Raw genomic sequence first — 24,829 nt, 5'->3', positions numbered from 1 at the left:
AGGACACACCGCTCACGGTCAATACCGAAAGCAACCATGGGGAAAAGCCCTACCTCCGTCGCTCCGGCGCAGGCGGGAGCCTGGGTGCACAAGGCCAAGGTCGCCGGGATTCTTCCTGCAGGCACCGGCGAAGACAACTGTGCAGATACCTGGTGGCGACCCGACCGGCCTGCCTTCGACTCATGAACCCCTTGCGGCATCCGTGCGGAAATACAAGAATAATCATTCCTATCAAAACCAATCAGTCCAATGCCGCACAGCCATCTCGACCAGCTCTATCGCGAGCACCATGCCTGGCTCTATGGCTGGCTCCGCCGTCGCCTGTGCAAGCGCGAAGATGCGGCGGACATGGCCCAGGACACCTTCCTCGGCGTATTGCGCTCCGGCCAGGCCGAGCAATTGCGCGAGCCCCGCGCCTACCTGCAGACCCTCGCCAAGCGCATGCTCTGGGACTTCTGGCGGCGCCAGGAGCTGGAGCGCAACTACCTGGCGGCACTGGCCGAATTACCGGAAACCTGCGCCCCCTCGGAAGAGGAACTGGCCCTGCTGAGCGAAGCCATCCTCCTCCTCGACCAGTTGCTCGGCGACCTTCCAGACAAGGTACGCCACGCCTTCCTGCTCAATCGCCTGGAAGGCATGACCCACCCGCAGATCGCCGCGCACCTGGGCGTCTCGCTGTCCACCGTGGAACGCTGGATACGCCAGGCCCTGGTGCACTGCTACCTCGCCAACACGCAATGAGCCGGCTCGATCCCGCTGGCGAAGCGGCCATCGACTGGATGCTGCGCCTGAGCTCGGGCACCGCCGGCACCGAAGAACACCTCGCCTTCGAACGCTGGCTATCCGCCGACCCGCGTCACCGCGCGGCCTGGGAGCGGCTGCAAGGCGGTATCGCGCCAGCGATGGATCGCCTGGCAGACGCGGAAAGCCGTCACCCCGGACAACTGCAGACGGCGACGCGCCTGCTGCGCCAATCGGGCATCTCCGCCAGCCGGCGCAAGCTGCTGCGCGATGGCGGGGCCCTGGCGTTGCTGCTTGGCGCCAGCGGGCTGCTGGTGACGCAACGAGACCGGCCGCTGAACGGGCTGCTGGCCGATATCAGCAGCCGCACCGGCGAACGCAAGCGACTGCGCCTGGACGATGGCAGCCAGTTGGTCCTGGATGCGCGCACGGTGGTCGACCTGGCCTTCGACCGGCAGCAGCGCCTGCTGCGCCTGCGCCAGGGCGCATTGCTGATCGACGTGGCCAGCGACACCCGACGACCATTGATCGTGGAAACCGCCGAAGGCCTGGTGCGCGCCCTCGGCACCCGCTTCAGCGTACGCCAGACGCCGGGGCACAGCCTGGTCGAGGTGCAGCGGCATAGCGTGGAAATAACCACCCGCAACGGGCAACGGGCCGTACTGGCAAACGGGCAGGCACTGGACTTCGAGCGCGACCGGTTGACCCCGCTGGCTGCATCGGCGCGCCTGAACGCCTGGGTCGACGGGCAACTGGAAGTCAGCGACCAGCCACTGGCCCAGGTGATCGACAGCCTGCGTCCCTATCACCGGGGCCTGCTGCGCCTTTCACCGGCGGCGGCGGAGCTGCGCGTCTTCGGCGTATTTCCACTGGATGATGTAACGCGCAGCCTGCAAGCGCTGAAAGACATTCTGCCGATCCAGGTTCGCCACTACGGTCCGCTGACCCTGATCGACCTGGCCTAGCCATGTAAGTCCAGCCCTGCTGCCCCCTGGAATCTGCCAGACCGGCAGGTGCCATTCGTGGGAAGGGACATGGATAAAAGAAAATATTTCGCATTCCTATAAAGGGTTTCGCCCGCTCGTTGCACATAAGGAGTGACTGCCCACACAACAGCAACGAGGACACCACTCATGCACACGCCCCGACTACGCCCCAGCGCCCTGGCGCTGGCTGTCGCCCTCAGCCTTGCCCACCTGCCGCTGTCGGCCCTGGCCGACACCCAGTCCTACGACCTGCCCAGCGCCCCGCTGGAACAGACCTTGCGCCAGATCGCCCGCCAGAGCGGCCAACTGATCGCCGCCGACCCGGCGCTGCTGCAAGGCAAGCGCAGCGCGCCGGTGCATGGCCAACTGGACACCCGCGAAGCCGTCCGCCAGGCCCTGGCCGGCAGTGGCCTGCAATTGCTGAGCACGGAGAGCGGCGCCATCAGTGTGCAGCCAGTCGCGGAAGGAACGGCGCTGGAACTGGGGGCGACGAATGTGACCAGCACCTCTATTCGAGACTCAGCCACGACGGAAGGCACAGGCTCCTACACCAGCGGTTCGATGAGCACGGCCACGAAACTTTCTCTCTCGCCAAGGCAGACACCGCAATCGGTGACAGTCATCACCCGGCAGCGGATGGACGACCAGGGCATGAACAACCTGGAGGACGTGGTCAAGAACACCCCCGGATTGACACTCGTGAAAGCGGGCACCGAGCGCGTCGAGCTGTACTCGCGCGGCTTCATGATCAGCACCCTGATGTACGACGGCCTGCCCTCTTCCTACGATGGCGACTCGGTGCCCTCGCCCGACATGGCAATGTACGACCGGGTCGAGGTCGTCCGCGGCGCCACGGGCCTCATGCAGGGTTCCGGCGCACCGTCCGCATCCCTCAACCTCGTGCGCAAACGCCCGACCAAGGATACCCAGGTCAGCCTCAAGGGCAGCGCGGGCAGTTGGGACAACTACCGCACGGAGCTGGACGCCTCCAGCGCGCTCAACGCCACGGGTACGGTGCGCGGGCGTGTCGTCACGGCCTACCAGGACAAACAGAGCTTCCAGGACTACACCTCGAACGAGTACGGCCTGCTCTACGCGATCGGCGAAATCGACCTGGACGAGCGCACGACCCTCACGGTGGGCGCCTCATCCCAGAACGACAACAACAACGCCACCTGGGGCGGTATCCCCACGGCGGCCGACGGCAGTGACCTCGGCCTGTCCCGCTCGACCTACCTGGGCAATGACTGGGAGTACTGGGACAAGGAGTCCAAGACCCTGTTCGGCGAACTCGAACACCACTTCGACAACGACTGGAAACTCCGCCTGGCGGCCAGCAAGAGCTGGGTGGACATGGAATACCTGGGCTCCTACATGTACACCCAGGATGGCACCACCTATAACCAGATGGCCGGCCGCTACTCGACCAACTACGACAACCGCAGCTACGACCTGTTCGCCAGCGGCCCCTTCACCTTCGCCGGGCGCAGCCACGAACTGGTACTGGGCGCCAGCCGCAGGGAAGTGAGCTACGACCTGGCCGGCGGGCAGCGCACGATCGCCAGCGGCATCGACCTGTCCACCTGGAACCCCAGCAGCCAGGCCAAACCGACCTTCACCCCCGGCACGCCCAGCGGTTACGACACCGAACAGACGGGCACCTACATCACCACCCGCCTGAACGTCGCCGACCCGCTGAAGGTCATCCTCGGCGGGCGGCTGGACTGGTACGAGAACGATGTGGCCCGGGGCAGCACGCACACCCGCTACAAGGTCACGCGCAATGTCACCCGTTATGCCGGGGTCATCTACGACCTGGACAAATGGCACTCCGTCTATGCCAGCTACACGGACATCTTCGAGCCCCAGAATGCGCGAGGCGCCGACGGGGGCCTGCTGGATCCCATCACCGGCAAGAACTACGAGATCGGCATCAAGGGCGAATACCTGGAGGGCCGGTTGAACGCCAGCGCCGCGATCTTCCAGCTCGACCAGGAAAACCGCGCCAGCGTGCTGGCCGATCAGACGGGATGCCCGTCGGCCACCACCTGCTACGAAGCCGCCGGCAAGGTGCGTAGCAAGGGCGTGGAACTGGAGATCAACGGCCGATTGACGGACAACTGGCAAATCGCGGCGGGCTACACCTTCGCCGAGGCCAAGTACCAGCAGGACGCCGACGAAACCAACGAGGGGCGCCTGTTCAATACCAAGCTGCCGCGCCACCAGCTCAACCTGAGCACCACCTACCATCTGCCCGGGGAACTGAACAGATGGCGCGTAGGCGCCAGCCTCTATCGTCAGAACGCCACCTACAGCAAAGGGGTCAACGGGACGGTCGACTACCAGATCGAACAAAAGGCCTACGCCATCGCCGATGCCATGCTCGGTTATCAGGTCAACGAACACTTGGACACCCAGTTGAGCATCAACAATATCTTCGACAAGAAGTATTACCAGACGCTGGCGTCGCACCCGAACTGGGGTGGCGTCTCGCAGTACGGCGCCCCGCGCAACTTCATGCTCAGCGCGAAATACAGCTTCTGACCCATGGCCTAAGGGGAGGGCTGGACGCAGCGCCACCCACCCCGAGCGGACTCACTGCCCGCGCATAAACAGCTTGTCGAGCTGGTCCATGCTCATCTGCGTCCAGGTCGGGCGGCCATGGTTGCACTGGCCGCTGCGCTCGGTGCTTTCCATGTCGCGCAGCAGGGCGTTCATTTCCGGCAGGGTCAGGCGGCGGTTGGCGCGTACCGAGCCGTGGCAGGCCATGGTGCCGAGCAGTTCGTTCAGGTGCGCCTGGATGCGGTCGCTGGTGCCGTACTCCAGCAGGTCGGCGATCACGTCGGTGACCAGCCGGTTGGCCTCGGCCTGCTTCAGCAGCGCGGGGATCTGGCGGATCGCCAGGCTTTCCGGCCCCAGGCGCTGCAATTCGAAACCCAGTTTCTGGAACCATTCGGCATGCTCTTCGGCGCAGTCGGCCTCGCGCTGGCTGACAGCGATGCTGACCGGCACCAGCAACGGCTGGCCGCGCAGGCCCTCGCTGGCCATGGCGACCTTGAGCCGCTCGTAGGTGATGCGCTCGTGGGCCGCGTGCATATCCACCACCACCATGCCCTGGACATTCTCGGCGAGGATATAGATACCCTTGAGCTGGGCGATGGCATAACCGAGCGGTGGGATATCCCCCTGGCTCTCGGGCAGGGCCGGCGCCGGCGACGAAGGCTCGGCCAGCGGCGCGAAGTATTCCTTGTAGGTCTCGGCAACCGGCATCGCGCCCTTCGCCGGGTAGCTCGACTGGTAGCCGGCACCGGCACCGCGCCAGGCGGGCTGCGGCTCGACTTGCGGGCGCTCGAGCAGATTGGCGGCCAGGCTCATTTCGTTCTGCCCGGCGAACTCGCCGGCTTCCAGGCCGCTGGCCCGGGGTGGTACCTCGGCCTGGGCCGGCGGCAACTGGTCTTCCGGGCGCACGTCGCCCAAGGCCCGGTGCAGGGTGCCATAGAGGAAGTCGTGTACCATGCGGCTGTCGCGGAAGCGCACCTCATGCTTGGTCGGATGGACATTGACATCCACCACTGCTGGGTCCACTTCGAGGAACAGTACGAAAGCCGGGTGACGGCCATTGAACAGCACGTCGCGATAGGCCTGGCGCACCGCGTGTGCCACCAGCTTGTCGCGCACCATGCGCCCGTTGACGTAGAAATACTGCAGGTCGGCCTGGCTGCGGGAAAAGGTCGGCAGGCCGACCCAGCCCCACAGGTGCAAGCCGTTGCGCTCGATCTCGAGCGGCAGCGCCTGCTCCAGGAAGGCCGGGCCGCAAACCGCCGCCACCCGGCGCGCACGTGCGGCATCGTCATGCGCCTCGTGCAGCGCCTGCACCACCTTGCCGTTGTGGCGCAGGTGGAAGGCCACGTCGAAACGCGTCAGTGCCAGGCGCTTGATGACTTCCTGCAAGTGATCGAATTCGGTCTTCTCGCTGCGCAGGAACTTGCGCCGAGCCGGCGTATTGAAGAACAGGTCGCGCACTTCCACCGAGGTACCGACCGGATGGGCAGCGGGCTGCACCTGCGCCTCCATCTCACGGCCCTCGGTTTCCACTTGCCAGGCCTCGCTGGCCTCGGCGGTGCGCGAGGTCAGGGTCAGCCGCGAGACCGAGCTGATCGACGCCAGCGCCTCGCCACGGAAGCCCAGGCTCATCACCCGCTCCAGTTCGTCCAGGTCGCGGATCTTGCTGGTGGCGTGGCGGGCCAGGGCCAGCGGCAGTTCATCCTCTGGGATGCCACAACCATCGTCGCGCACCCGCAGCAGCTTCACGCCACCCTGCTCGATATCCACGTCGATACGCCGGGCGCCCGAGTCCAGGCTGTTCTCCAGCAGTTCCTTGATAACCGAGGCTGGACGCTCGACCACCTCGCCCGCGGCGATCTGGTTGGCCAGCCGCGGGTCGAGCAGTTGAATACGGCGCCGTTCGCTCATGGCTGGGCCGCCAGGGTGGTCGCGGGAATCTTCAGGGTCTGGCCCACCTTTATCGTGTCGCCTTTCAGGTTGTTGGCGCTGCGCAGGGCCGCCAGGCTGACCTGGTAGCGCTGCGCCAGGATGGCCAGGCTCTCGCCCGCACGCACCACATGCTCGCGCGGCCCGCTGGCGATCTTGCCGGAGTCGCGCATCCAGGCGATATAGGTGCCCGGCGGCGGGTTTTCATGGAAGAACTGCCGTACGCCACTGTGGATCGAGCGCGCCAGCGCCTGCTGGTGGCTGCTGGTCTGCAGTTTCTTGGCTTCGGACGGGTTGGAGATGAAGCCGGTCTCGACCAGGATCGATGGAATGTCCGGCGACTTCAGCACCATGAAGCCGGCCTGCTCCACCCGGCGCTTGTGCAGGGGCGTGATATTGCCCATGTTGCTCAGTACCTTCTGCCCGACGTTCAGGCTGGAGGCCAGCGAGGCGGTCATCGACAGGTCGAGCAGTACGCCGGCGAGCATCTGGTCCTTGTCACCCAGGCTGACGTTGCCGGCGCCACCGATCAGGTCCGAACGGTTCTCGCTGTCGGCCAGCCAGCGCGCGGTCTCCGAGGTCGCGCCACGGTCCGACAGGGCGAATACCGAGGCGCCGAAGGCTGCGGCGCGGGGCGCGGCGTCGGCATGGATGGAGACGAACAGGTCGGCGCCCTTCTTGCGGGCGATCTCGGTGCGCTTGCGCAGGGGGATGAAGTAGTCGCCGGTACGCACCAGTTCGGCACGGAAGCCCTTGTCGGCGTTGATCTGGCGTTGCAGCTCCCTGGATATCTGCAGCACCACATGCTTCTCGAAGATGCGCCCGGGGCCGATGGCCCCCGGGTCCTCGCCACCATGCCCGGCGTCGATGGCGATGACGATATCGCGCTTGCTGCTGGGCAGCACCGGCAGCTTGCTGGCGGGCAGGGTCGGCGACACCGGGGCATTCGGCGTACTCGAAGTGGCCGTGGCCGGTGGCGCGGGCGACCGCTGGGCCGGGGCATTCTGGTCGAACAGGTCGACCACCAGGCGATGGCCATACTGCTGGTTCGGCGGCAGCGAGAAGCTCTTGGGCGACACCTGGGCGGAAAGATCGATGACGACCCGCAGGGTCTGCGCGTCGTACTGCGCCGAACGCACCCCGGTAATCGGCGTATTGTCCAGCGGCATGCCATCCAGCGCGGTCTTCAGGCTGGCGCCCTTGACGTCGATGACCAGCCGGTCCGGCGCGGTCAGGGTGAAGATGCTGTGCTGCACCGGCGCGGAAAGGTCGAACACCAGCCGCGTATTGTCCGGTGCCCGCCACAGGCGCACACCGTTGACATCGGCAGCGGCCCATGCCTGGAGGGTCATCGCCAGCAACAGCAGGCCACCCAGCAACGCGCGTATGCGCATATCCACCCTCTTCATAGTGTTCTGCCCAGAACCGCGCACCAATTCTCGCCGCGCGGGCTGAGCGGTGACAGGCGCAGTGTACGCCCGGCGCCATGCGGGCCAATGGTAATGTCCAGGTCCGCCTTTGGCAAAACGCCGGCGCCCTGCTCGGGCCATTCGACCAGGCACAGCGTATCGGCGGCAAAATAATCGCGGATCCCCAGGTATTCCAGCTCCTCCGGGTCGACCAGCCGATAGAGGTCGAAATGATAGACCTGCACCCCCTCCAGCGCATAAGGCTCGACCAGGGTGAAGGTCGGGCTCTTCACCTTGCCCTGATGGCCCAGACCACGCAACAGACCGCGCGACAGCGTGGTCTTGCCGGCGCCCAGGTCGCCGTGCAGGTAGATCACGCCACGCCCGCCGCTGGCCTGGCCGATACGGCCGCCCAGTGCCAGCATCGCCGCTTCGTCCTCGGCGTGCAGTATCAGCTCAGGCATGGCGAGTGCTCCTCCAGCAGACGGCGAACCAGCGGTATCAGCTCGCTGGCGGCCAACCCACGGCCCTCGCGCCCCAGCCGCTCGCCGGCCCGGGCATGCAGCCAGCAGCCCAGGCTGGCCGCATCGAACGGCGACAAGCCCTGCGCCAGCAGCGCGCCGATCACGCCGGCCAGCACGTCCCCCAGGCCCGGCCCGGCCATGGCGGGATGGCCGTGATCGCACAGCGCCAGGCGTCCCTGGGCATCGGCGATCAAGGTGCCGGCGCCTTTCAACAGCGCCACGCAGTTGTAGCGCTGTGCCAGCGCCAGCACCGCTCGTGGGCGATCGGCCTGGACCTCGGCGGTACTCCAGCCCAGCAAGCGCCCCGCCTCCCCCGGATGCGGCGTGATCACAGCGCCAGCCGGCAGTTGCAGCAGGCCCTCGGCCAGCAGGTTGAGCGCATCGGCATCCCAGAGCTGCGGCACCGCCCGCGACGCCGCCAGGCTCAGCAGCGCCCGCCCCCAGGGCGCGACGCCCAGTCCCGGGCCGGCCACCAGCACATCGGCGACCTCGCCCAGCGCATGCAGGCGATAGGTCGAGTCGACCCCCAGGGTCATGATTTCCGGCCGCCGCGCCAGGGCTGCGGCGATATGCTCCGGGCGCGTGGCCAGGCTCACCATGCCGGCGCCGCAGCGCAACGCCGCTTCGGCGGACAGCAGCGCGGCGCCACCGGTACCCCGGTCGCCGCCGAGCACCAGCAAGTGCCCGAAGCGCCCCTTGTGCGCGGTCGGCGAACGCGCCGGCAATGCCTGCAGTGTGACGCTGGCCAGGCGCTGCGCCGCAGCAGGCACCTGTTCGAGAATGGCCGGGTCGGCCTGCAGGTCATCGAACACGCACTCACCGGCCAGGGCCGGACCTTCACCGGTCAGCAGGCCGATCTTCATGCCGATGAAGGTCACCGTCACACTGGCCTTCACCGCCAGCCCCAGGGCGCGACCGGTATCGGCACACAGGCCGGATGGCACATCCAGTGCCAGCACTGGCCGGCCACTGGCATTGATCGCACTGATCGCGTCGATGTAGGGCGCTCGCACATCGCCACTGAGCCCGGTGCCGAGCAGGGCATCCACCAGCACGCCATCCAGGCTCGAGGTGTCGCGCCAGTCCTGGCACACCACCCCGGCCACCCGCGCCTCCTCGGCCGCCGCCGCGGCATCGCCACGCAGGCGCCGTGGATCGCCGACCGCCAGTACCTTCACGCGCCAGCCGGCGCGTTGCGCCAGCACCGCCAGCAAATAGCCGTCGCCGGCGTTGTTGCCCTGGCCGGCCAGCACCGTCACGCAACCGACCGTCGGCCAGTGCCGCCGCAGCGTACGCCAGGCAGCGTGGGCGGCACGCTGCATCAGTACAACGCCCGGCGTACCGGCAGCGATCAGGCGGCGATCGAGTTCACGCACCTGGGCGGCGCGATAGAGGGATACCGGCATCTGTTCAGTGTTCTGCGACATGAATAAGCCTTAAAATGGCCGGAAGCTGTTTTTGACATCGCCTCGGAGGGTGTTTACAAAACAGGCGAACGAAGGCAAGACAAGGCGAAGTCGACCGGAAAGCGCAGTTTACACGTGGTAAATGAGCACTTTCAGGCAGATTTCAACGCAATATTACCGAGTGCAGCCATTCACGCACCCTCTCAGCGATGGCCCGAAGGATGGCAGCGGCATGCCACAATTATACCCGCCAGCCGCCAGCGAAATCTCCGATGCCCGATCCTTCTCTCGATACCCCCAATCATCCAGACCCTTCCACCCTCGCCCACGCCATCAAGACATGGGGCCGCGAGCTGGGTTTCCAGCAGGTCGGCATCAGCGGCCTCGACCTCAGCGAGCATGAAGCGCACCTGCGGCGCTGGCTCGCGGAAGGCTACCACGGCGAGATGGAGTATATGGCCACCCACGGCAGCAAGCGTTCCCGACCGGCCGAACTGGTGCCCGGCACCTTGCGGGTGATTTCCCTGCGCATGGACTACCTGCCCGGAGATACCCGCATGACGCAACGCCTGGGCGAGCCGGAGAAAGCCTACGTATCGCGCTATGCCCTCGGCCGCGACTACCACAAGCTGATCCGCAAACGCCTGCAGCAACTGGCCGACCGTATCCAGGCCGTGATCGGCCCGCTCGGCTTTCGCGCCTTCGTCGACAGCGCCCCGGTGCTGGAGAAGGCCGTGGCGCAGCAGGCCGGCCTGGGCTGGATCGGCAAGAATACCCTGCTGCTCAATCGCCAGGCCGGCAGTTGGTTTTTCCTCGGCGAGCTGTTCGTCGATATCGAACTGCCGGTGGACGCCCCCCATGCCCGCGAGCACTGCGGCAGTTGCAGCGCCTGCCTGACGGCCTGCCCCACGGAAGCCTTCGTCGGCGCCCGGGTACTGGATGCGCGGCGCTGCATTTCCTACCTGACCATCGAACTCAAGGGGCCGATCCCCACGGAACTGCGTGCCAGGATCGGCAACCGCGTCTTCGGCTGCGACGACTGCCAGATCGTCTGCCCGTGGAACCGCTTCGCCCGCGCCACCGAGCAGGGCGACTTTTCCCCTCGCCACAGCCTCGACAACGCCGAGCTCAGCGAACTGTTCGGCTGGAGCGAGGAAGAATTCCTCGCGCGCACCGAAGGCTCGCCGCTACGCCGCGCCGGCTACGAACGCTGGCTACGCAACCTCGCCGTGGGGCTGGGCAACGCCCCCTCGACCATCCCCGTACTGGAAGCCCTGCGCTCACGCATGGACCACCCCTCGGAACTGGTGCGCGAGCATGTGCGCTGGGCGCTGCAACAGCATGGCGAACCCGTTGCCTCAGCTTGAAGCTTGAAGCCTATGCCTCGTCCCGCCGCGACGCCAGGCGATCCGCCAGCCGCGTTGGCTCCGGCAGACGGTAGCGGGTGACGAAACGCATCACCAGTTCCGGGGCACTGGCCAGGCTGACCCGGTGACCCGGCGAAACAATCAGCGGCCTGACCCGAGTCTTGCTGCGCAGCACACTGCCGATGACCTCGCCGGTCCTGCGCTCGCACAGGTCGACCCGCGCACCGCGTTCCTCCCCCAGCTCGGCATGCACGCCCGTCAATATCGTCTTGGCCACACCGATGGTCGGCAAGCCGGTCACCACCCCGAGGTGCGCGGCAATCCCCAGGCGACGCGGATGGGCGATGCCATGGCCATCGGAGAAGATCAGGTCCGGCAGTTCGGGCAGGCCACGCAACGCCTCGAGCACCGCCGGCAACTCCCGGAACGACAGCAAGCCAGGCACATAGGGCATGCTCGTCGGCTGGCGTACCAAGCGGCTGGCCAGTACCTGCAGGCTCTCGGCATCCAGCAGCAGCGCCGCCGCCCGGGTGATAGTCCCGCCCTCCTCGAAGCCGACATCCACCCCGGCGACCCGCCGCAGCGGGACGAAGTCATCCTCCAGACACACCCGCCGCGCCAGCGCCAACTGCAGCTCGCGTGCCTGGGCCGTGCTGCCATCCCAGCCCTCGAACGCGCTCGCGGGTAAACTCGCGGGTAAAGATGATGAACCCGTAGGCATTAGCCCTCCTGACGTTTCACTGCAACAGCACCTTGGCGAGCGCCGCGCCATGCGCTCATTCATGGGCAAGGTGCTTCGACAAAAGCGCTGGGGCTGGATGAAGAACAGCGGCGCAGGCTCTTTCGCCCAGCCTCTAGCGCTCTTTTCGGCTCGTTGCCGCGCATAGTGCGATCCCCCCGCGGTACATCCTATCGCACACCGGCATCTCTGAAGGCTTTGCGGCATACTGCCACGTACCTGGATTTCGGAAACCCTCGATGCGCCCCTTCATACCGCTGTTTCTAGGCTGCCTGCTCGTCGCCTGTGGCGAAAGCGCCCCCCTGACACCCACCGATGTGGTGCTGCCCGATGGCAGCCGCTACCAGGGCACCCTGGCCGATGGCCTGTTGCAGGGCGAGGGCCGCCTCGACTACCCGGGCGGCAGCCACTACCAGGGGCAATTCGAACGGGGGCTGCTGCATGGCCAGGGCCTGCTGCAATACGCCGATGGCAGCAGCCACCAGGGCCGTTTCGAAGAGGGCCAGGCCAATGGCGAGGGCCTGCTCAGCGATGCCGACGGCACGCTCGCCGGGGTCTTCCGGCAAGGCCTGCTCGAAGGCAAGGGGCACTATCGCTCGAACGATGGCGCACAGTACCGGGGCGCCTTCGTAAACGGCCAGTTCCACGGCCAGGGCGACTACCAGGACGAAAACGGCGCACGCTGGCGCGGTGAGTTCGAGGATGGCCAGCTACAGGGCCAGGGCAGTTACGAGGACGAAGACGGCAATCGCTACCAGGGCGGTTTCAAGCAGTGGCGCTACCACGGCCAGGGTTTGCTGCAACGCCCGGATGGCAGCCGTTACCAGGGCCAGTTCCGCCGCGGGCGCTATCACGGTGAAGGAACCCTGACCCTCGCCGACGGGACGACCCGCAGCGGCACCTGGCACAATGGCCGCCTGGCGCTCGACGCACAGGGCCAACGCCAGCCAGACCCGCTGGAGCTGGCGCTGCTGCGCCAGGGCACGCTGTTGCAACGGGCCATCGACACCCTGCCGGCCTCGACACCCGCCAGAGAGCTTTACACCCTGACCTTCGCCGGGGACGGGCAGCAGAGTGTGTTCCTGCGCGAAGCCGACTACGTCAGCGACCTGCTCGCCACGGAGTTCGCCGCGCACGGCCAGATCAACCTGGCCAACCATCGCGACCATCTGGCCGACCGGCCACTGGCCACCCGCGAGAACCTGCGCCGCGCCATCGAAGCGCTGGCTGCGAGTAGCGGCCCGGAAGACCTGCTATTCCTATACTTCACCAGCCACGGCTCGTCCGACCACCGCCTGGCGCTGGAACAGCCACGCCTGGCGCTGGAAGACCTGTCCGCCGACGAGCTGGCGGAGCTGTTGCGGCCACTGGCGGGACGGCCCAAGGTGGTGGTGATCTCCGCCTGCTTCTCCGGTGGTTTCATCGCACCGCTCAGGGATGACGACACCCTGATCATGACCGCTGCCCGTGCCGACCGGGTATCCTTCGGCTGCTCGGAAGAGAGCGACTTCACCTACTTCGGTCGCGCCCTGTTCGCCGACGCCCTGCGGCAGACCGACGACCTCAAGAAAGCGTTCGAACTGGCCAGCGCCATCGTTGCCGAACGTGAACAGGCCGACCGCTTCGAACCCTCCGAACCACAGCTCTGGGCGCCTGCACGGGTTCTGCTGCGTTGGCGGCTGATGATGAAATCACGATCAGGAGCATAGCCATGCCCAACACGCCACGCCGCATCCTCCTGGCCGGCGCCACCGGCCTGACCGGCGAACACCTGCTCGACCGCCTGCTCAACGAGCCGACCGTGGAACACGTGCTGGCCCCGACCCGCCGTCCCCTGGCCAGCCATGCACGGCTGGAGAACCCGGTCGGCGAACTGGCGCAGTTGCTGCCGGCTTTGTCCGGCAAGTTCGATAGCGCCTTCTGCTGCCTCGGCACCACCCTGAAACAGGCGGGTAGCCAGGAAGCCTTCCGCGCCGTCGACCACGACCTGGTGCTGGCCTTTGCACAACGGGCGCTGGAACTTGGCGCACGCCACCTGCTGGTCATCAGCTCGCTGGGCGCCAACCCGGAAAGCCCGCTGTTCTACACCCGCATCAAGGGCGAAACCGAAGCGCAACTACAGGCGCAGGGCTGGCCACAACTGACTATCGCCCGGCCTTCGCAACTGCTCGGCGCACGCCTCGAACCACGACTGGGAGAACGCCTGGCGGCGCCACTGTCGCAATTGCTACCCGGCAAATACCACGGCATCGATGTCTGCGTACTGGCCCGCGCACTCTGGCGCCTGGCCCTGGAAGAGGACCAGGGGGTGCGTATCGTGGAGTCGGATGAATTGAGGAAGCTTGGACGATGACGCGGCTGGAGGCTGGAGGCTGGAGGCTGGAGGCTGGAGGCTGGACAAGTTTGCGGTCGCTTAACCCTATGTCACCCCATCCTGCTCCTTCGTCCAGCCCATAGCCTCAAGCCTCCAGCCCGCTTTTCACACCCCCAGATAGTCGAGGATGCCCTCGGCCGCCGTGCGGCCTTCGTGGATGGCGGTCACCACCAGGTCGGAGCCGCGCACCATGTCGCCACCGGCGAAGATCTTCGGGTTGCCGGTCTGGAACTTGAACTGCCCCTCGGCGGGCGCTACCACACGGCCCTGGCCGTCGGTGGCGACGCCCTGGCCTTCGAACCAGGGTGCCGGGCTCGGACGGAAGCCGAAGGCGATCACCACCGCATCGGCCGGCAGGATCTGCTCGGAGCCGGGAATCGGCTCGGGGCTGCGGCGGCCACGGGCATCCGGCGCGCCCAGGCGGGTTTCCACCACCTTGACCCCTTCCACCCGGCCATCGCCGACAATGGCGATGGGCTGGCGGTTGAAGAGGAACTTGACGCCCTCTTCCTTGGCGTTCTTCACTTCCTTGCGCGAACCCGGCATATTCGCCGCGTCACGACGGTAGGCACAGGTGACGCTGCCCGCCCCCTGGCGAATCGACGTGCGGTTGCAGTCCATCGCGGTGTCGCCGCCGCCCAGCACCACCACCTTCTTGCCCTTCATGTCGATGAAGTCTTCGGGGCTCTTCTCGAAACCCAGGTTGCGATTGACGTTGGCCACCAGGAAGTCCAGCGCGTCGTGCACCCCGGGCAGGTCTTCGCCAGGGAAGCCACCCTTCATGTAGGTGTAGGTGCCCATGCCCATGAACACCGCGTCGTACTCGGCCAGCAGTTGTTCGATGGAAACGTCCCTGCCGATCTCGGTGTTCAGGCGGAACTCGATGCCCATGCCGGTGAAGACCTCGCGGCGATGGCTGAGCACGGTCTTCTCCAGCTTGAACTCGGGAATACCGAAGGTCAGCAGGCCACCGATCTCCGGGTTGCGATCATAGACCACCGGGGCAACGCCATTGCGCACCAGGATGTCGGCGCAGCCAAGGCCCGCCGGGCCTGCGCCGATCACCGCCACGCGCTTGCCGGTCGGCTTGACCTTGGACATGTCCGGGCGCCAGCCCATAGCGAAGGCGGTATCGGTGATGTACTTCTCCACCGAACCGATGGTCACCGCGCCGAAACCGCTATTGAGGGTGCAGGCGCCCTCGCACAGGCGATCCTGCGGGCACACCCGGCCACAGACTTCCGGCAGGGTGTTGGTCTGGTGGCTCAGCTCGGCGGCCGCCAGGATATTGCCTTCCGACACCAGCTTGAGCCAGTTGGGAATGAAGTTGTGAACCGGGCACTTCCACTCGCAATAAGGGTTGCCACAGGCCAGGCAGCGATGCGCCTGCTCGGAGGCCTGCTGCGGCTTGAAGGGCTCGTAGATTTCCACGAAGTCCTTCTTGCGGCGGCGCAGCAGCTTCTTCTTCGGATCCTGGCGTCCGACCTCGATAAACTGGAAGTCGTTGTTCAGACGTTCAGTCATTGCGTTACCTCTTAACAGCGGCGGCAAGCTGCAAGCTGCAAGCCGCAAGACAATCACGGTGGTCGGCAAGCCAACTGCTGGCTTGCAGCTTGAGGCTTGCGGCATGGAGCTGCTTTATTGCGGGTTGGCCCGCGTGTTCGACAACAGGCTGGCCAGGTTGGCCGCCTTGGGCTTGACCAGCCAGAAACGGCGGTAATAGTCGTCCAGGTTCTCCAGCAACTCGGAACCCCACGCGCTTTGCGTTTCTTCGACGTATTCGCGCAATACCGCCTCCAGATGGCTGCGGTAGGCTTCCATCGCCTCGCCGGTGATACGCTGGATATTCACCAGTTCGTTGTTCACCCGGTCGATGAAGCTATTGTCCTGATCCAGTACATAGGCGAAGCCACCGGTCATGCCCGAGCCGAAGTTGTAGCCGGTCTTGCCCAGTACGCAGACGAAGCCGCCAGTCATGTACTCGCAGCAGTGATCCCCGACGCCTTCCACCACAGTATGCGCGCCGGAGTTACGCACCGCGAAACGCTCACCCGCGGTACCGGCGGCGAACAGCTTGCCGCCGGTGGCGCCATACAGGCAGGTGTTGCCGATGATCGCCGAGTCCCGGCTGGCGTAAACGCTGCCCTTGGGCTGGGTGATCACCAGCTTGCCGCCGGTCATGCCCTTGCCGACATAGTCGTTGGCATCGCCTTCCAGGTAGAGATTCAAGCCACCGGCGTTCCATACGCCGAAGCTCTGCCCGGCCGTGCCCTTGAAACGGAAGGTGATGGGCGCATCGCTCATGCCCTGGTTGCCGTGCAGTCGGGCGATCTCGCCGGACACCCGCGCACCCACCGAACGGTCGCAGTTGCAGATATCCAGCTCGAAGGTTCCACCGCTGCGGGCCTCGATGGCGCCACGGGCCAGTTCGATCATGCGCTCGGACAGCAGCGCCTTGTCGAACGGCGGGTTGCGATCGACTTCGCAGAACTGCGGCTTGTCCGCCGGGATATGGTCGCTGCCCAGCAGCGGCGTCAGGTCCAGGTGCGCCTGCTTGTCGGTCTCGCCCGGCAGGATCTGCAGCAGGTCGGTGCGGCCGATCAGCTCGCCCAGGCTGCGCACGCCCAGGCGCGCCAGCCACTCACGGGTCTCGGTGGCGATGAAGGTGAAGAAATTCACCACCATGTCGACCGTACCTATGTAGTGATCCTTGCGCAACTGATCATTCTGCGTGGCGACACCAGTGGCACAGTTGTTCAGGTGGCAGATGCGCAGGTATTTGCAGCCCAGGGCGATCATCGGCGCGGTGCCGAAGCCGAAGCTCTCAGCGCCGAGGATGGCGGCCTTGACCACATCCAGGCCGGTCTTCAGGCCGCCGTCGGTCTGCACCCGTACCTTGCCGCGCAGGTCGTTGCCGCGCAGGGTCTGGTGCGTCTCGGCCAGGCCCAGCTCCCAGGGCGAACCGGCGTAGCGGATCGAGGTGAGCGGCGAGGCGCCAGTGCCGCCGTCATAGCCGGACACGGTGATCAGGTCGGCATAGGCCTTGGCCACGCCGGCGGCGATGGTGCCGACACCCGGCTCGGCCACCAGCTTGACCGATACCAGCGCCCGCGGATTGACCTGCTTGAGGTCGAAGATCAGCTGTGCCAGGTCTTCGATGGAATAGATGTCATGGTGCGGCGGCGGCGAAATCAGCGTGACGCCAGGCACCGCATAGCGCAGCCGGGCGATCAGGCCATTGACCTTGCCACCGGGCAACTGGCCACCCTCGCCGGGCTTGGCGCCCTGTGCCACCTTGATCTGCAGTACTTCGGCATTGACCAGGTATTCCGGCGTGACGCCGAAGCGGCCGGTGGCCACCTGCTTGATCTTGGAGCTACGCAGCGTGCCGTAGCGCGCCGGGTCTTCGCCACCCTCGCCGGAGTTGGAGCGCGCGCCGAGGCGGTTCATCGCCTCGGCGATCGCCTCATGCGCCTCGGGCGACAGCGCACCGAGGGAGATACCGGCCGAATCGAAACGCTGCAGGATCGCCTGCAGCGGCTCCACTTCGTCCAGCGCCAGCGGCTGCTCGGATTCGCGGACCTTGAGCAGGTCACGCACCATCGACACCGGGCGCTGGTCGACCAGTTCGGTGTAGCGCTTGAACAGCGAGTAGTCGCCGGACTGCACCGCCGCCTGCAGGGCGCCGACCACGTCCGGGTTGTAGGCGTGGTACTCGCCACCATGCACGAACTTCAGCAGGCCGCCCTGCTGGATCGCCTTGCGCGCGCTCCATGCTTCGCCCGCCAGCAGCTTCTGCTCGGCCTCCAGATCGACGAAGCGCGCGCCCTTGATCCGGCTGGCGACGCCGCGGAAGCTCAGTTCGACCACCTCGTCGGACAGACCGATGGCCTCGAACAACTGGGCGCCACGGTACGAGGTGATGGTGGAGATACCCATCTTCGAGATGATCTTCAACAGCCCCTTGGAAATACCCTTGCGGTAATGCTTGAACACCTCGTAGAGGTCGCCCAGCACCTCGCCGGTGCGGATCAGGTCGCCCAGCACTTCATAGGCCAGGTACGGGTAGACCGCGCTGGCGCCGAAACCGACCAGCACCGCGAAGTGGTGCGGGTCACGCGCGGTGGCGGTTTCCACCAGGATGTTGCAGTCGCAGCGCAGGCCCTTTTCGGTCAGGCGGTGATGCACCGCCCCCACGGCCAGCGCGGCATGCGCCGGCAATTTGCCGGGCGCGATATTACGGTCGCTCAGTACCAGCAGCACCTTGCCGGCACGCACCGCTTCCTCGGCCTGGTCGGCGATATTGCGCACCGCCGCTTCCAGGCCTACCGACTCGTCGTAGTTGAGGTCGATGAAATAGCGGTCGAAGTCGGCGCTTTCCAGCTCCATGATGGCGCGCCACTTGGCCGGCGAGATCACCGGCGTACTGAGGATCGCGCGCAGGGCGTGCTCGGGGGTTTCCTCGAAGATGTTCTTCTCCGCACCCAGGCAGGTTTCCAGCGACATCACGATGGCTTCGCGCAGCGGGTCGATCGGTGGGTTGGTGACCTGCGCGAACTGCTGGCGGAAATAATCGTAGGGCGAGCGCACGCGCCGCGACAGCACCGCCATCGGCGTATCGTCGCCCATCGAGCCGACCGCTTCCTGGCCCTGCTCGGCCAGTACGCGCAGCACCTGGTCGCGCTCCTCGAAGGTGACCTGGAACATCTTCATGTACTGCTTGAGCTGGTCCGGGTCGTAGAACGCCGAACCATGGTCGTTGTCGCTCAGGCTCGACTGGATGCGCAGGGCATGCTGGCGCAGCCACTTCTTGTAGGGGTGCTGGGATTTCAGCCGTGCATCGATATCGTCGGTGTGCATCACCTGGCCGGTGCGGGTATCCACCGCGAGGATCTGCCCCGGCCCGACCCGGCCCTTGGCCAGCACGTCTTCTGCCGCGTAGTCCCACACGCCGACTTCGGAAGCCAGGGTGATATAGCCATTGCGGGTGGTGACCCAACGCGCCGGGCGCAGGCCATTTCGGTCGAGCAGACAGACGGCATGGCGGCCATCGGTCATCACCACGCCGGCCGGGCCGTCCCAGGCTTCCATATGCATGGAATTGTATTCATAGAAGGCGCGCAGGTCCGGATCCATGGTCTCGACGTTCTGCCAGGCTGGCGGAATGATCATGCGCACGCCACGGAACAGGTCGATACCACCGGTGACCAGCAGCTCCAGCATATTGTCCATGCTCGACGAGTCGGAGCCAACGCGGTTGACCAGCGGGCCAAGCTCCTGCAGGTCGGGAATCCGCCCATTGGCGAACTTCAGCCGGCGCGCCTGGGCCCAGTTGCGGTTGCCGGTGATGGTGTTGATCTCGCCGTTGTGCGCCAGGAAACGGAACGGCTGCGCCAGCGGCCATTTCGGCAGCGTATTGGTGGAGAAGCGCTGGTGGAATACGCAGATCGCGGTCTGCAGGCGCTCGTCACCCAGGTCCGGATAGAAGGCGGCCAGGTCGGCCGGCATCATCAGGCCCTTATAGATGATGGTGCTCTGGGAAAAGCTGCAGATGTAGTGCTCGCTGTCCTCGGCATTGGCCACCGACGAGCGCCGGCGGGAACAGAACAGCTTGACCTCGAACTCCTGCTCGGACAGCCCTTCGCCAGCGATGAACACCTGCTCGATCTGCGGCAGGCGCTCCAGCGCCAGGCGGCCCAGCACGGATGGATCGATAGGCACCTTGCGCCAGCCGACCAGTTGCAGGCCGGCGGCGAGGATTTCGCGGTTCATGTTCTCGCGCGCGGCTTCGGCACGCACCGGGTCCTGGTTGAGGAACACCATGCCCACGGCATAGCGCTCGGGCAGCTCGGCGGCGAAAGTTTCGCGGGCGATGGCGCGCAGGAACAGGTCGGGTTTCTGGATCAGCAGGCCACAGCCGTCGCCGGTCTTGCCATCGGCATTGATACCGCCGCGGTGGGTCATGCAGGTCAGCGACTGAATAGCTGTCTGTAGCAGGTGATGGCTGGCCTCGCCCTGCATATGGGCAATCAGGCCGAAGCCGCAGTTATCCTTGAACTCTTCAGGACGAAAAAGACCTGCATTCATAGCTAATCCACCCGCTAAATACGTTGTAAATCAACCTCTTACCAGCCGAACAGAGCGAAGCCCCGTGGTCATGAGGGCAAAAGGGGGAGCAGTTTACAAAGCAGGGTGGAGCGACACAATTTTTTTTTGCAAGCCCCAAACAAGTGCATTGCGCACTTTTTTGGGGCATTTTCTGGTTTTTTACCGAATTTCCTGCTGGACACTGGCGAAAGTTCGTGCCCAGGGTTTTCCAGCCTGCAGGTTGGCCGGCAGCGTCTTGATCGCCGCCACGGCCGCCGCGCGGCTGGAGAAGCTGCCATAAGTCACCACATACAGCGGCTTACCCTGGTGCTGCTTGACGAAATAGTGGTAGTTGGCGCCGTGCTTGCGCACCAGTTCCCGAGCGTTGGCCTCACTGCTGGTGCCGAGGACCTGGACCAGGTAATGCGATCCATTCTGCGCCGCATACCAATTCGCACTACTATCAGGCACGTTCAGCGGGGCCGCCTTCGGCTTATCTGCGACAATCGGTCGCACCGGAACAGGCGCTTCCCTGGGCTTTTCCACCGGAGCAGGTGCCTTTGCGACCGGCGGCGCTACAGGCGCAGGTGCTGTCGCCGGTGCTGGCACAGGTACCGCTACAGGAGCAGGAGCAGGAGCAGGAGCAGGAATGCTCGGGGCATTATCGCGCTCGATACCGGCAAAATCTTCATCGATCTCACCCGAAGCCGCCAGCGGCTCGCGAATGACCGGCTGCGGCTCTCCCGCCCCCTCGAATTCGATGGCTGTCGAATCCTGCTCCCTCCCCGAAAACGCACCATCAAGGGGCAAACCATTCGTCACTTTTGGTGCACTTGCTTCCTCATAAGCCTCGCGCGAAAACAGAAAACCCAAGCCGATCAACAGAAGAACCGCCAGAACGGCCACCATATGCTTGATCGGAAGGGCGGCCAGCCAGCCCCCCTTGCGCCTGGAGGAACCCGACGCCTGCATCGCCTCGACCAACTCGTCCCGCGCGACCTGGTTGATCACCCCCGGCCAACCTTCCGACACCTCGTGGATGCGCTCGATCTGTTGCTCATTCAGGCATTCCAGGCCCCGCCCTGCCCCTTCGAGGCGCAAGGCGAGATACTCGCGGGTTTCATCCTCGTCATAAGGCTGCAGGGCGATGATATGGAAGAGTTCCTGATCATCGACCAGGGCTTCCAGCCTGGGCACCAGCGCCTGTTCGCCGAACAGGAACACATGTGGCCGCCCCTCGGGGCTGCCTTGCGCCAGGCGCAACAGGGTTTCCACCGCCGCCCCGGTCAGGCGCTCGGCATCATCGACCAGCAGGTAGACCTCCTGGCCGGTCAGCCCCAACTGGATGATCTGCGCCAGCACGCCATCGAAATCCGCACGCACGCCACCGAGCGCCTGAGCCACCTGCTGCAGGACCACGCTGGCATCGGCGCTGCCCTGCGGCGTGATCACCACGCTCTGCACCGTCTGTTTGTTGCTACTGGCCACCAGGGCCTGGCGCAACAGCGTCTTGCCGCTCCCCTCGGGCCCCGTCACCACCAGCAGCAACTGGCTGTAGCGCGCCAGGTGGTGCAATTGCCCAAGCACCGGCTTGCGTTGGGCCGGGAAGAACTTGAAGCCCGGAACACGCGAGGCGAAAGGATCGTGACTGAACCCGTAGTAGTTCAGAAAGGTATCGTCGGCAGACAAACTGGACATGAACGTATTACCTGGATTCCAACTGTTGCGTCAGGGCGGCGTAATCCACGCCCAACGTTGCTTGTAGCACGTCGGCAGGAAAATCCCCGGTCACTACCGCTTCACCCAGGTGCTTGAGCAGCACCAGCCGCAGTTGTCCGTTGAGCACTTTCTTGTCGACCGCCATATATTGCATGAAATCGTCCGCGGTCATATTCGCCGGCGGCGCGACCGGCAACCCGGCACGCGCCAGCAGTCGTACCGCGCGATCACGCTGGCCGACCGTCAGCCAACCCAATTGACGAGACATCTCCAGCGCCATGACAGTTCCGGCCGACACGGCTTCCCCGTGCAGCCAGACGCCATAGCCCTGGTGCGTCTCGATGGCGTGGCCGAAGGTATGGCCGAGGTTGAGCGTGGCCCGCACCCCCGACTCGCGTTCATCGGCACCGACCACCCGGGCCTTGGCCGCGCAGGAGAGATGAATGGCCTCGGCCAGCACCTCCGGGTCGAGCGCGCGCAGGCGCTCGACATGCTCCTCCAGCCAACCGAGGAAAGGCTCGTCGCAGATCAGGCCGTACTTGATGACTTCCGCCAGCCCGGCGGAAAGCTCGCGGCCCGGCAGGGTCTCCAGGGTTTCGGTATCGATGATCACCGCGCGCGGCTGGTAGAAGGCACCGATCATGTTCTTGCCCAGGGGGTGGTTGATCCCGGTCTTGCCGCCCACGGAAGAATCCACCTGCGACAGCAGGGTCGTGGGTATCTGGATGAAGTCGACGCCACGCTGGTAGCTGGCGGCGGCATAACCGGCCATGTCGCCGATCACCCCGCCGCCCAGGGCGACCACCGTGGTACTGCGCTCATGCCGCGCCTGCAGCAGGCCGTCGAAGATCAGTTGCAGGGTTTCCCAGTTCTTGTAGGACTCGCCGTCCGGCAGCACGATGGGCGTGACGGAAAAGTCGCGCAGACTCTGCAACAGCCGGTGCAGGTATAGGGGGGCGACCGTCTCATTGGTGACGATGGCGACCTGCCTGCCACGTATCCGTTGTGCCAGCAGTTCCGTATCGTCGAGCAGTTGCCTGCCGATATGGATGGGATAACTGCGCTCGCCGAGTTCGACCTTAAGAGTCTGCATGATGCCCCCCGTAAAAAGGCGTCTAGGATAACGCAGTTTCGCCCATGGACTGACCCCGTTTCGTCACAACCCTGGCAATCGCATGAACACATCCGTCATCGCTTGCACACAGGAATATGCCTGGCGCAGGAGGGCACTGCATTGCGGGCGGATTGCCAATACGTGCCGGGAGATAGAGCGTACACGGCAACCGAAGATCATCGTATATGTGCGAATGCCGCGCCGACGGCTCTTTCCATAGTCGCCACGCCATTCGCCGCGAGCCCGGCCAGCCCCGACCTTCGTCGGCAGGGGCGCCGAAGGCCCCCGAGATGGGGCCATGGGTGTTTGCTCGGACGCCTGGATAGCAACCGCGGACATGCGCCGGGAGCACATGCCGATTGCCTTGGCTCACGGCGAAACGGGAACGGCCCCCAGCGACTGCAGCCGCTCCAGTATCTGCACCACCACGTTGCGCGGCGGCCGCTCGTCCGTCTCGATGATGATGTCCGCGATGCTCCTGTACAGGGGGTCGCGCAGCGCCATCAGTTCGGTCAGTTTCTGCCGCGGGTCGGCGGTCTGCAGCAATGGCCTGTTGCGGTCGCGCGCCGTGCGAGCGAGCTGCTGCTCGACCGAGGTACGCAAGTAGATGATGCGCCCACCGGCCTTCAGCGCCGCACGGTTGTCCTCGCGCAGTACCGCCCCGCCACCGGTCGCCAGTACCAGCCCGCCCGCTTGGCACAGGTCGGCGATCACCGCATGCTCGCGCTCACGGAAACCCTGCTCGCCCTCCACGTCGAAGATCAACGGGATGCTCGCACCGGTGCGCTGTTCGATCACCTTGTCGGAGTCCTTGAACGGCAGGTGCAATTCTTTGGCGAGAAGCCGCCCGATGGTGCTTTTGCCAGCCCCCATCGGGCCTACGAGGATAATGTTGCGCATCGACTGGTCAGCGATTCACTGCAATGGCGGAAGCGCCCATGATACGCGGAGTGATGAAGACCAGCAGCTCGGATTTCCTGTCCTGCACCAGTTCGCGCCGGAAAAGCCGGCCCAGCAAGGGGATATCCCCCAGCAGCGGCACCTTGTCCACCGATTTGCTCCGGGTATTGGAGAAGACCCCGCCGATGACGATGGTTTCCTCGTCGGCCACCAGCACCTTGGCATTCACTTCGTTCTTCCTGATGGCCGGCACGCCAGTGGTGGCGGCCTGGGAAAAGTCCGGCTCGTCCTTGGTGACCCTGACGGCCATGATGATCCGGTTGTCCGGGGTGATCTGCGGCGTCACCTCGAGGGACAACGAAGCCTCGCGGAACGATGTGTTGGTCGCGCCATTGGTGTTGGTCGTCTGGTAGGGCACCTCGGCCCCCTTGAGGACCCGCGCCGTCTCCTTGTCGGCGGTCACCACCCTGGGCTGCGATACCACTTCACCATTGCCGCTCTTCTCCATCGCCGAGAGCTGCAGGTCCAGCAGCGCATTGTCGCCGACGAAACCCAGGCCGATCCCCGACGAGGCGCCCACGGCGCCCATGTCCACGAATGGAGAGTTCTCCGGCAGCGCGATGAGCGCCGTGTCACTTGTCGCAAGCAACCCGCCCCCGCCCCAGACGCCCCAGGAGTCGCCTGCGCGGATATTGCCGCCCCAGCGCACGCCAAGGCTGCGGTCATAGTCGACACTCGCCTCGACGATGCGCGCTTCGATCATCACCTGGCGTATCGGGATATCCAGTTGCGCGACGATGCCCCGCAGTTCCTCCAGCCGCTCACGACTCAGGTAGGCGATGATGCTGTTGCTGCGCTCATCGACCGCGATGGCGCCCCGCGACGCCCCCTGCGACGCCTCCTCATCGGGCGCGGACTGGAACAGGCTGGCGATATCCGCGGCCCTGGCATAGTTGATCCTGTCTCTTATAC

At 65.4% G+C, this 24,829-nt stretch carries 17 protein-coding genes; 6 read left to right on the top strand and 11 right to left on the bottom strand.

Going from position 1 to position 24,829, the window contains the following annotated elements; all coding sequences use genetic code 11:
* Window positions 1–249: 249 nt before the first annotated feature.
* The 3 genes from DNJ95_RS12795 (at window position 250) to DNJ95_RS12785 (ending at window position 4,271) form a co-directional block, all read left to right on the top strand.
* Window positions 250–741 (top strand): sigma-70 family RNA polymerase sigma factor, encoded by a 492-nt coding sequence (locus DNJ95_RS12795; protein WP_131185122.1) that lies wholly within the window; start codon window positions 250–252, stop codon window positions 739–741.
* The gene (locus DNJ95_RS12790; RefSeq protein WP_131185121.1) at window positions 738–1,706 is read left to right on the top strand and encodes a FecR domain-containing protein; all 969 of its coding nucleotides are present in this window, start codon (window positions 738–740) and stop codon (window positions 1,704–1,706) included. The genes DNJ95_RS12795 and DNJ95_RS12790 overlap by 4 nt, the downstream gene beginning before the upstream one ends.
* A 168-nt stretch (window positions 1,707–1,874) precedes the next feature.
* Complete coding sequence (locus DNJ95_RS12785; protein ID WP_131185120.1) at window positions 1,875–4,271, top strand: TonB-dependent siderophore receptor; 2,397 nt, start codon at window positions 1,875–1,877, stop codon at window positions 4,269–4,271.
* A gap of 51 nt (window positions 4,272–4,322) precedes the next feature.
* On the opposite strand, the gene mutL is transcribed toward DNJ95_RS12785, so the two are convergent.
* Genes mutL through DNJ95_RS12765 form a run of 4 tightly spaced genes read right to left on the bottom strand, consistent with a single transcriptional unit; the run spans window position 4,323 to window position 9,578 of the window.
* On the bottom strand, window positions 4,323–6,200 hold the full coding sequence (gene mutL / locus DNJ95_RS12780) for a DNA mismatch repair endonuclease MutL (RefSeq protein ID WP_131185119.1): 1,878 nt from the start codon (window positions 6,198–6,200) through the stop codon (window positions 4,323–4,325).
* Window positions 6,197–7,612, bottom strand: a complete 1,416-nt coding sequence (locus tag DNJ95_RS12775) for an N-acetylmuramoyl-L-alanine amidase (RefSeq protein ID WP_131185118.1) — start codon at window positions 7,610–7,612, stop codon at window positions 6,197–6,199. Before DNJ95_RS12775 ends, mutL begins: the two co-directional genes overlap by 4 nt.
* Before the next feature lie 11 nt (window positions 7,613–7,623).
* A complete protein-coding gene (gene tsaE / locus DNJ95_RS12770; RefSeq protein ID WP_131185117.1) occupies window positions 7,624–8,091 on the bottom strand; it encodes a tRNA (adenosine(37)-N6)-threonylcarbamoyltransferase complex ATPase subunit type 1 TsaE in 468 nt (155 codons plus the stop codon).
* Window positions 8,079–9,578, bottom strand: a complete 1,500-nt coding sequence (locus DNJ95_RS12765; RefSeq protein WP_131185116.1) for an NAD(P)H-hydrate dehydratase — start codon at window positions 9,576–9,578, stop codon at window positions 8,079–8,081. Before DNJ95_RS12765 ends, tsaE begins: the two co-directional genes overlap by 13 nt.
* A 251-nt stretch (window positions 9,579–9,829) precedes the next feature.
* On the opposite strand from DNJ95_RS12765, the gene queG reads away from it, so the two are divergent.
* Window positions 9,830–10,924: a tRNA epoxyqueuosine(34) reductase QueG gene (queG, locus tag DNJ95_RS12760; RefSeq protein WP_131185115.1), complete on the top strand. Its 1,095-nt coding sequence runs from the start codon at window positions 9,830–9,832 to the stop codon at window positions 10,922–10,924.
* Window positions 10,925–10,934: 10 nt separating this feature from the next.
* On the opposite strand, the gene nfi is transcribed toward queG, so the two are convergent.
* Window positions 10,935–11,645: a deoxyribonuclease V gene (gene nfi, locus DNJ95_RS12755; protein WP_131185114.1), complete on the bottom strand. Its 711-nt coding sequence runs from the start codon at window positions 11,643–11,645 to the stop codon at window positions 10,935–10,937.
* Between the two features lie 257 nt (window positions 11,646–11,902).
* On the opposite strand from nfi, the gene DNJ95_RS12750 reads away from it, so the two are divergent.
* Together DNJ95_RS12750 and DNJ95_RS12745 are read left to right on the top strand one after the other, a co-directional pair.
* On the top strand, window positions 11,903–13,372 hold the full coding sequence (locus tag DNJ95_RS12750) for a C13 family peptidase (protein WP_131185113.1): 1,470 nt from the start codon (window positions 11,903–11,905) through the stop codon (window positions 13,370–13,372).
* Between the two features lie 2 nt (window positions 13,373–13,374).
* Window positions 13,375–14,016 (top strand): oxidoreductase, encoded by a 642-nt coding sequence (locus DNJ95_RS12745; RefSeq protein ID WP_131185112.1) that lies wholly within the window; start codon window positions 13,375–13,377, stop codon window positions 14,014–14,016.
* Between the two features lie 126 nt (window positions 14,017–14,142).
* Here DNJ95_RS12745 and DNJ95_RS12740 read toward each other — a convergent pair whose 3' ends face one another.
* The 6 genes from DNJ95_RS12740 to pilQ all read right to left on the bottom strand — a co-directional run.
* Window positions 14,143–15,561 (bottom strand): FAD-dependent oxidoreductase, encoded by a 1,419-nt coding sequence (locus DNJ95_RS12740; protein WP_131185111.1) that lies wholly within the window; start codon window positions 15,559–15,561, stop codon window positions 14,143–14,145.
* A gap of 114 nt (window positions 15,562–15,675) precedes the next feature.
* Entirely contained in the window at window positions 15,676–20,124 is a 4,449-nt protein-coding gene (gene gltB / locus DNJ95_RS12735) for a glutamate synthase large subunit (protein WP_131185110.1), read from the bottom strand.
* 180 nt (window positions 20,125–20,304) lie between these two features.
* A complete protein-coding gene (locus DNJ95_RS12730) occupies window positions 20,305–21,822 on the bottom strand; it encodes an SPOR domain-containing protein (protein ID WP_131185109.1) in 1,518 nt (505 codons plus the stop codon).
* A 7-nt stretch (window positions 21,823–21,829) separates the two neighbouring features.
* Window positions 21,830–22,936, bottom strand: coding sequence for a 3-dehydroquinate synthase (gene aroB, locus DNJ95_RS12725; RefSeq protein ID WP_131185108.1), 1,107 nt, complete (start codon window positions 22,934–22,936; stop codon window positions 21,830–21,832).
* Window positions 22,937–23,326: 390 nt separating this feature from the next.
* Complete coding sequence (aroK, locus tag DNJ95_RS12720; protein WP_131185107.1) at window positions 23,327–23,857, bottom strand: shikimate kinase AroK; 531 nt, start codon at window positions 23,855–23,857, stop codon at window positions 23,327–23,329.
* Between the two features lie 7 nt (window positions 23,858–23,864).
* The coding region (gene pilQ, locus DNJ95_RS12715; RefSeq protein WP_131185106.1) for a type IV pilus secretin PilQ at window positions 23,865–24,829 on the bottom strand (965 nt) is incomplete at its 5' end.

It is taken from the genome of Stutzerimonas kirkiae (assembly GCF_004327335.1).
Taxonomy (GTDB): Bacteria; Pseudomonadota; Gammaproteobacteria; order Pseudomonadales; family Pseudomonadaceae; genus Stutzerimonas; species Stutzerimonas kirkiae.
The sequence above is the reverse complement of the archived record's forward strand: the minus strand, read 5'-3'. Positions and strand labels throughout refer to the sequence as shown.

Bases quoted from the DNA above. Each gene is read 5' to 3' on its own strand.
- queG (WP_131185115.1), top strand. From the start codon at position 9,830: ATGCCCGATCCTTCTCTCGATACCCCCAATCATCCAGACCCTTCCACC.
- DNJ95_RS12750 (WP_131185113.1), top strand. From the start codon at position 11,903: ATGCGCCCCTTCATACCGCTGTTTCTAGGCTGCCTGCTCGTCGCCTGT.
- DNJ95_RS12740 (WP_131185111.1), bottom strand. From the start codon at position 15,561: ATGACTGAACGTCTGAACAACGACTTCCAGTTTATCGAGGTCGGACGC.
- DNJ95_RS12765 (WP_131185116.1), bottom strand. From the start codon at position 9,578: ATGTCGCAGAACACTGAACAGATGCCGGTATCCCTCTATCGCGCCGCC.
- aroB (WP_131185108.1), bottom strand. From the start codon at position 22,936: ATGCAGACTCTTAAGGTCGAACTCGGCGAGCGCAGTTATCCCATCCAT.
- nfi (WP_131185114.1), bottom strand. From the start codon at position 11,645: ATGCCTACGGGTTCATCATCTTTACCCGCGAGTTTACCCGCGAGCGCG.
- DNJ95_RS12795 (WP_131185122.1), top strand. From the start codon at position 250: ATGCCGCACAGCCATCTCGACCAGCTCTATCGCGAGCACCATGCCTGG.
- tsaE (WP_131185117.1), bottom strand. From the start codon at position 8,091: ATGCCTGAGCTGATACTGCACGCCGAGGACGAAGCGGCGATGCTGGCA.
- DNJ95_RS12775 (WP_131185118.1), bottom strand. From the start codon at position 7,612: ATGCGCATACGCGCGTTGCTGGGTGGCCTGCTGTTGCTGGCGATGACC.
- aroK (WP_131185107.1), bottom strand. From the start codon at position 23,857: ATGCGCAACATTATCCTCGTAGGCCCGATGGGGGCTGGCAAAAGCACC.
- gltB (WP_131185110.1), bottom strand. From the start codon at position 20,124: ATGAATGCAGGTCTTTTTCGTCCTGAAGAGTTCAAGGATAACTGCGGC.
- DNJ95_RS12785 (WP_131185120.1), top strand. From the start codon at position 1,875: ATGCACACGCCCCGACTACGCCCCAGCGCCCTGGCGCTGGCTGTCGCC.
- DNJ95_RS12745 (WP_131185112.1), top strand. From the start codon at position 13,375: ATGCCCAACACGCCACGCCGCATCCTCCTGGCCGGCGCCACCGGCCTG.
- mutL (WP_131185119.1), bottom strand. From the start codon at position 6,200: ATGAGCGAACGGCGCCGTATTCAACTGCTCGACCCGCGGCTGGCCAAC.
- DNJ95_RS12790 (WP_131185121.1), top strand. From the start codon at position 738: ATGAGCCGGCTCGATCCCGCTGGCGAAGCGGCCATCGACTGGATGCTG.
- DNJ95_RS12730 (WP_131185109.1), bottom strand. From the start codon at position 21,822: ATGTCCAGTTTGTCTGCCGACGATACCTTTCTGAACTACTACGGGTTC.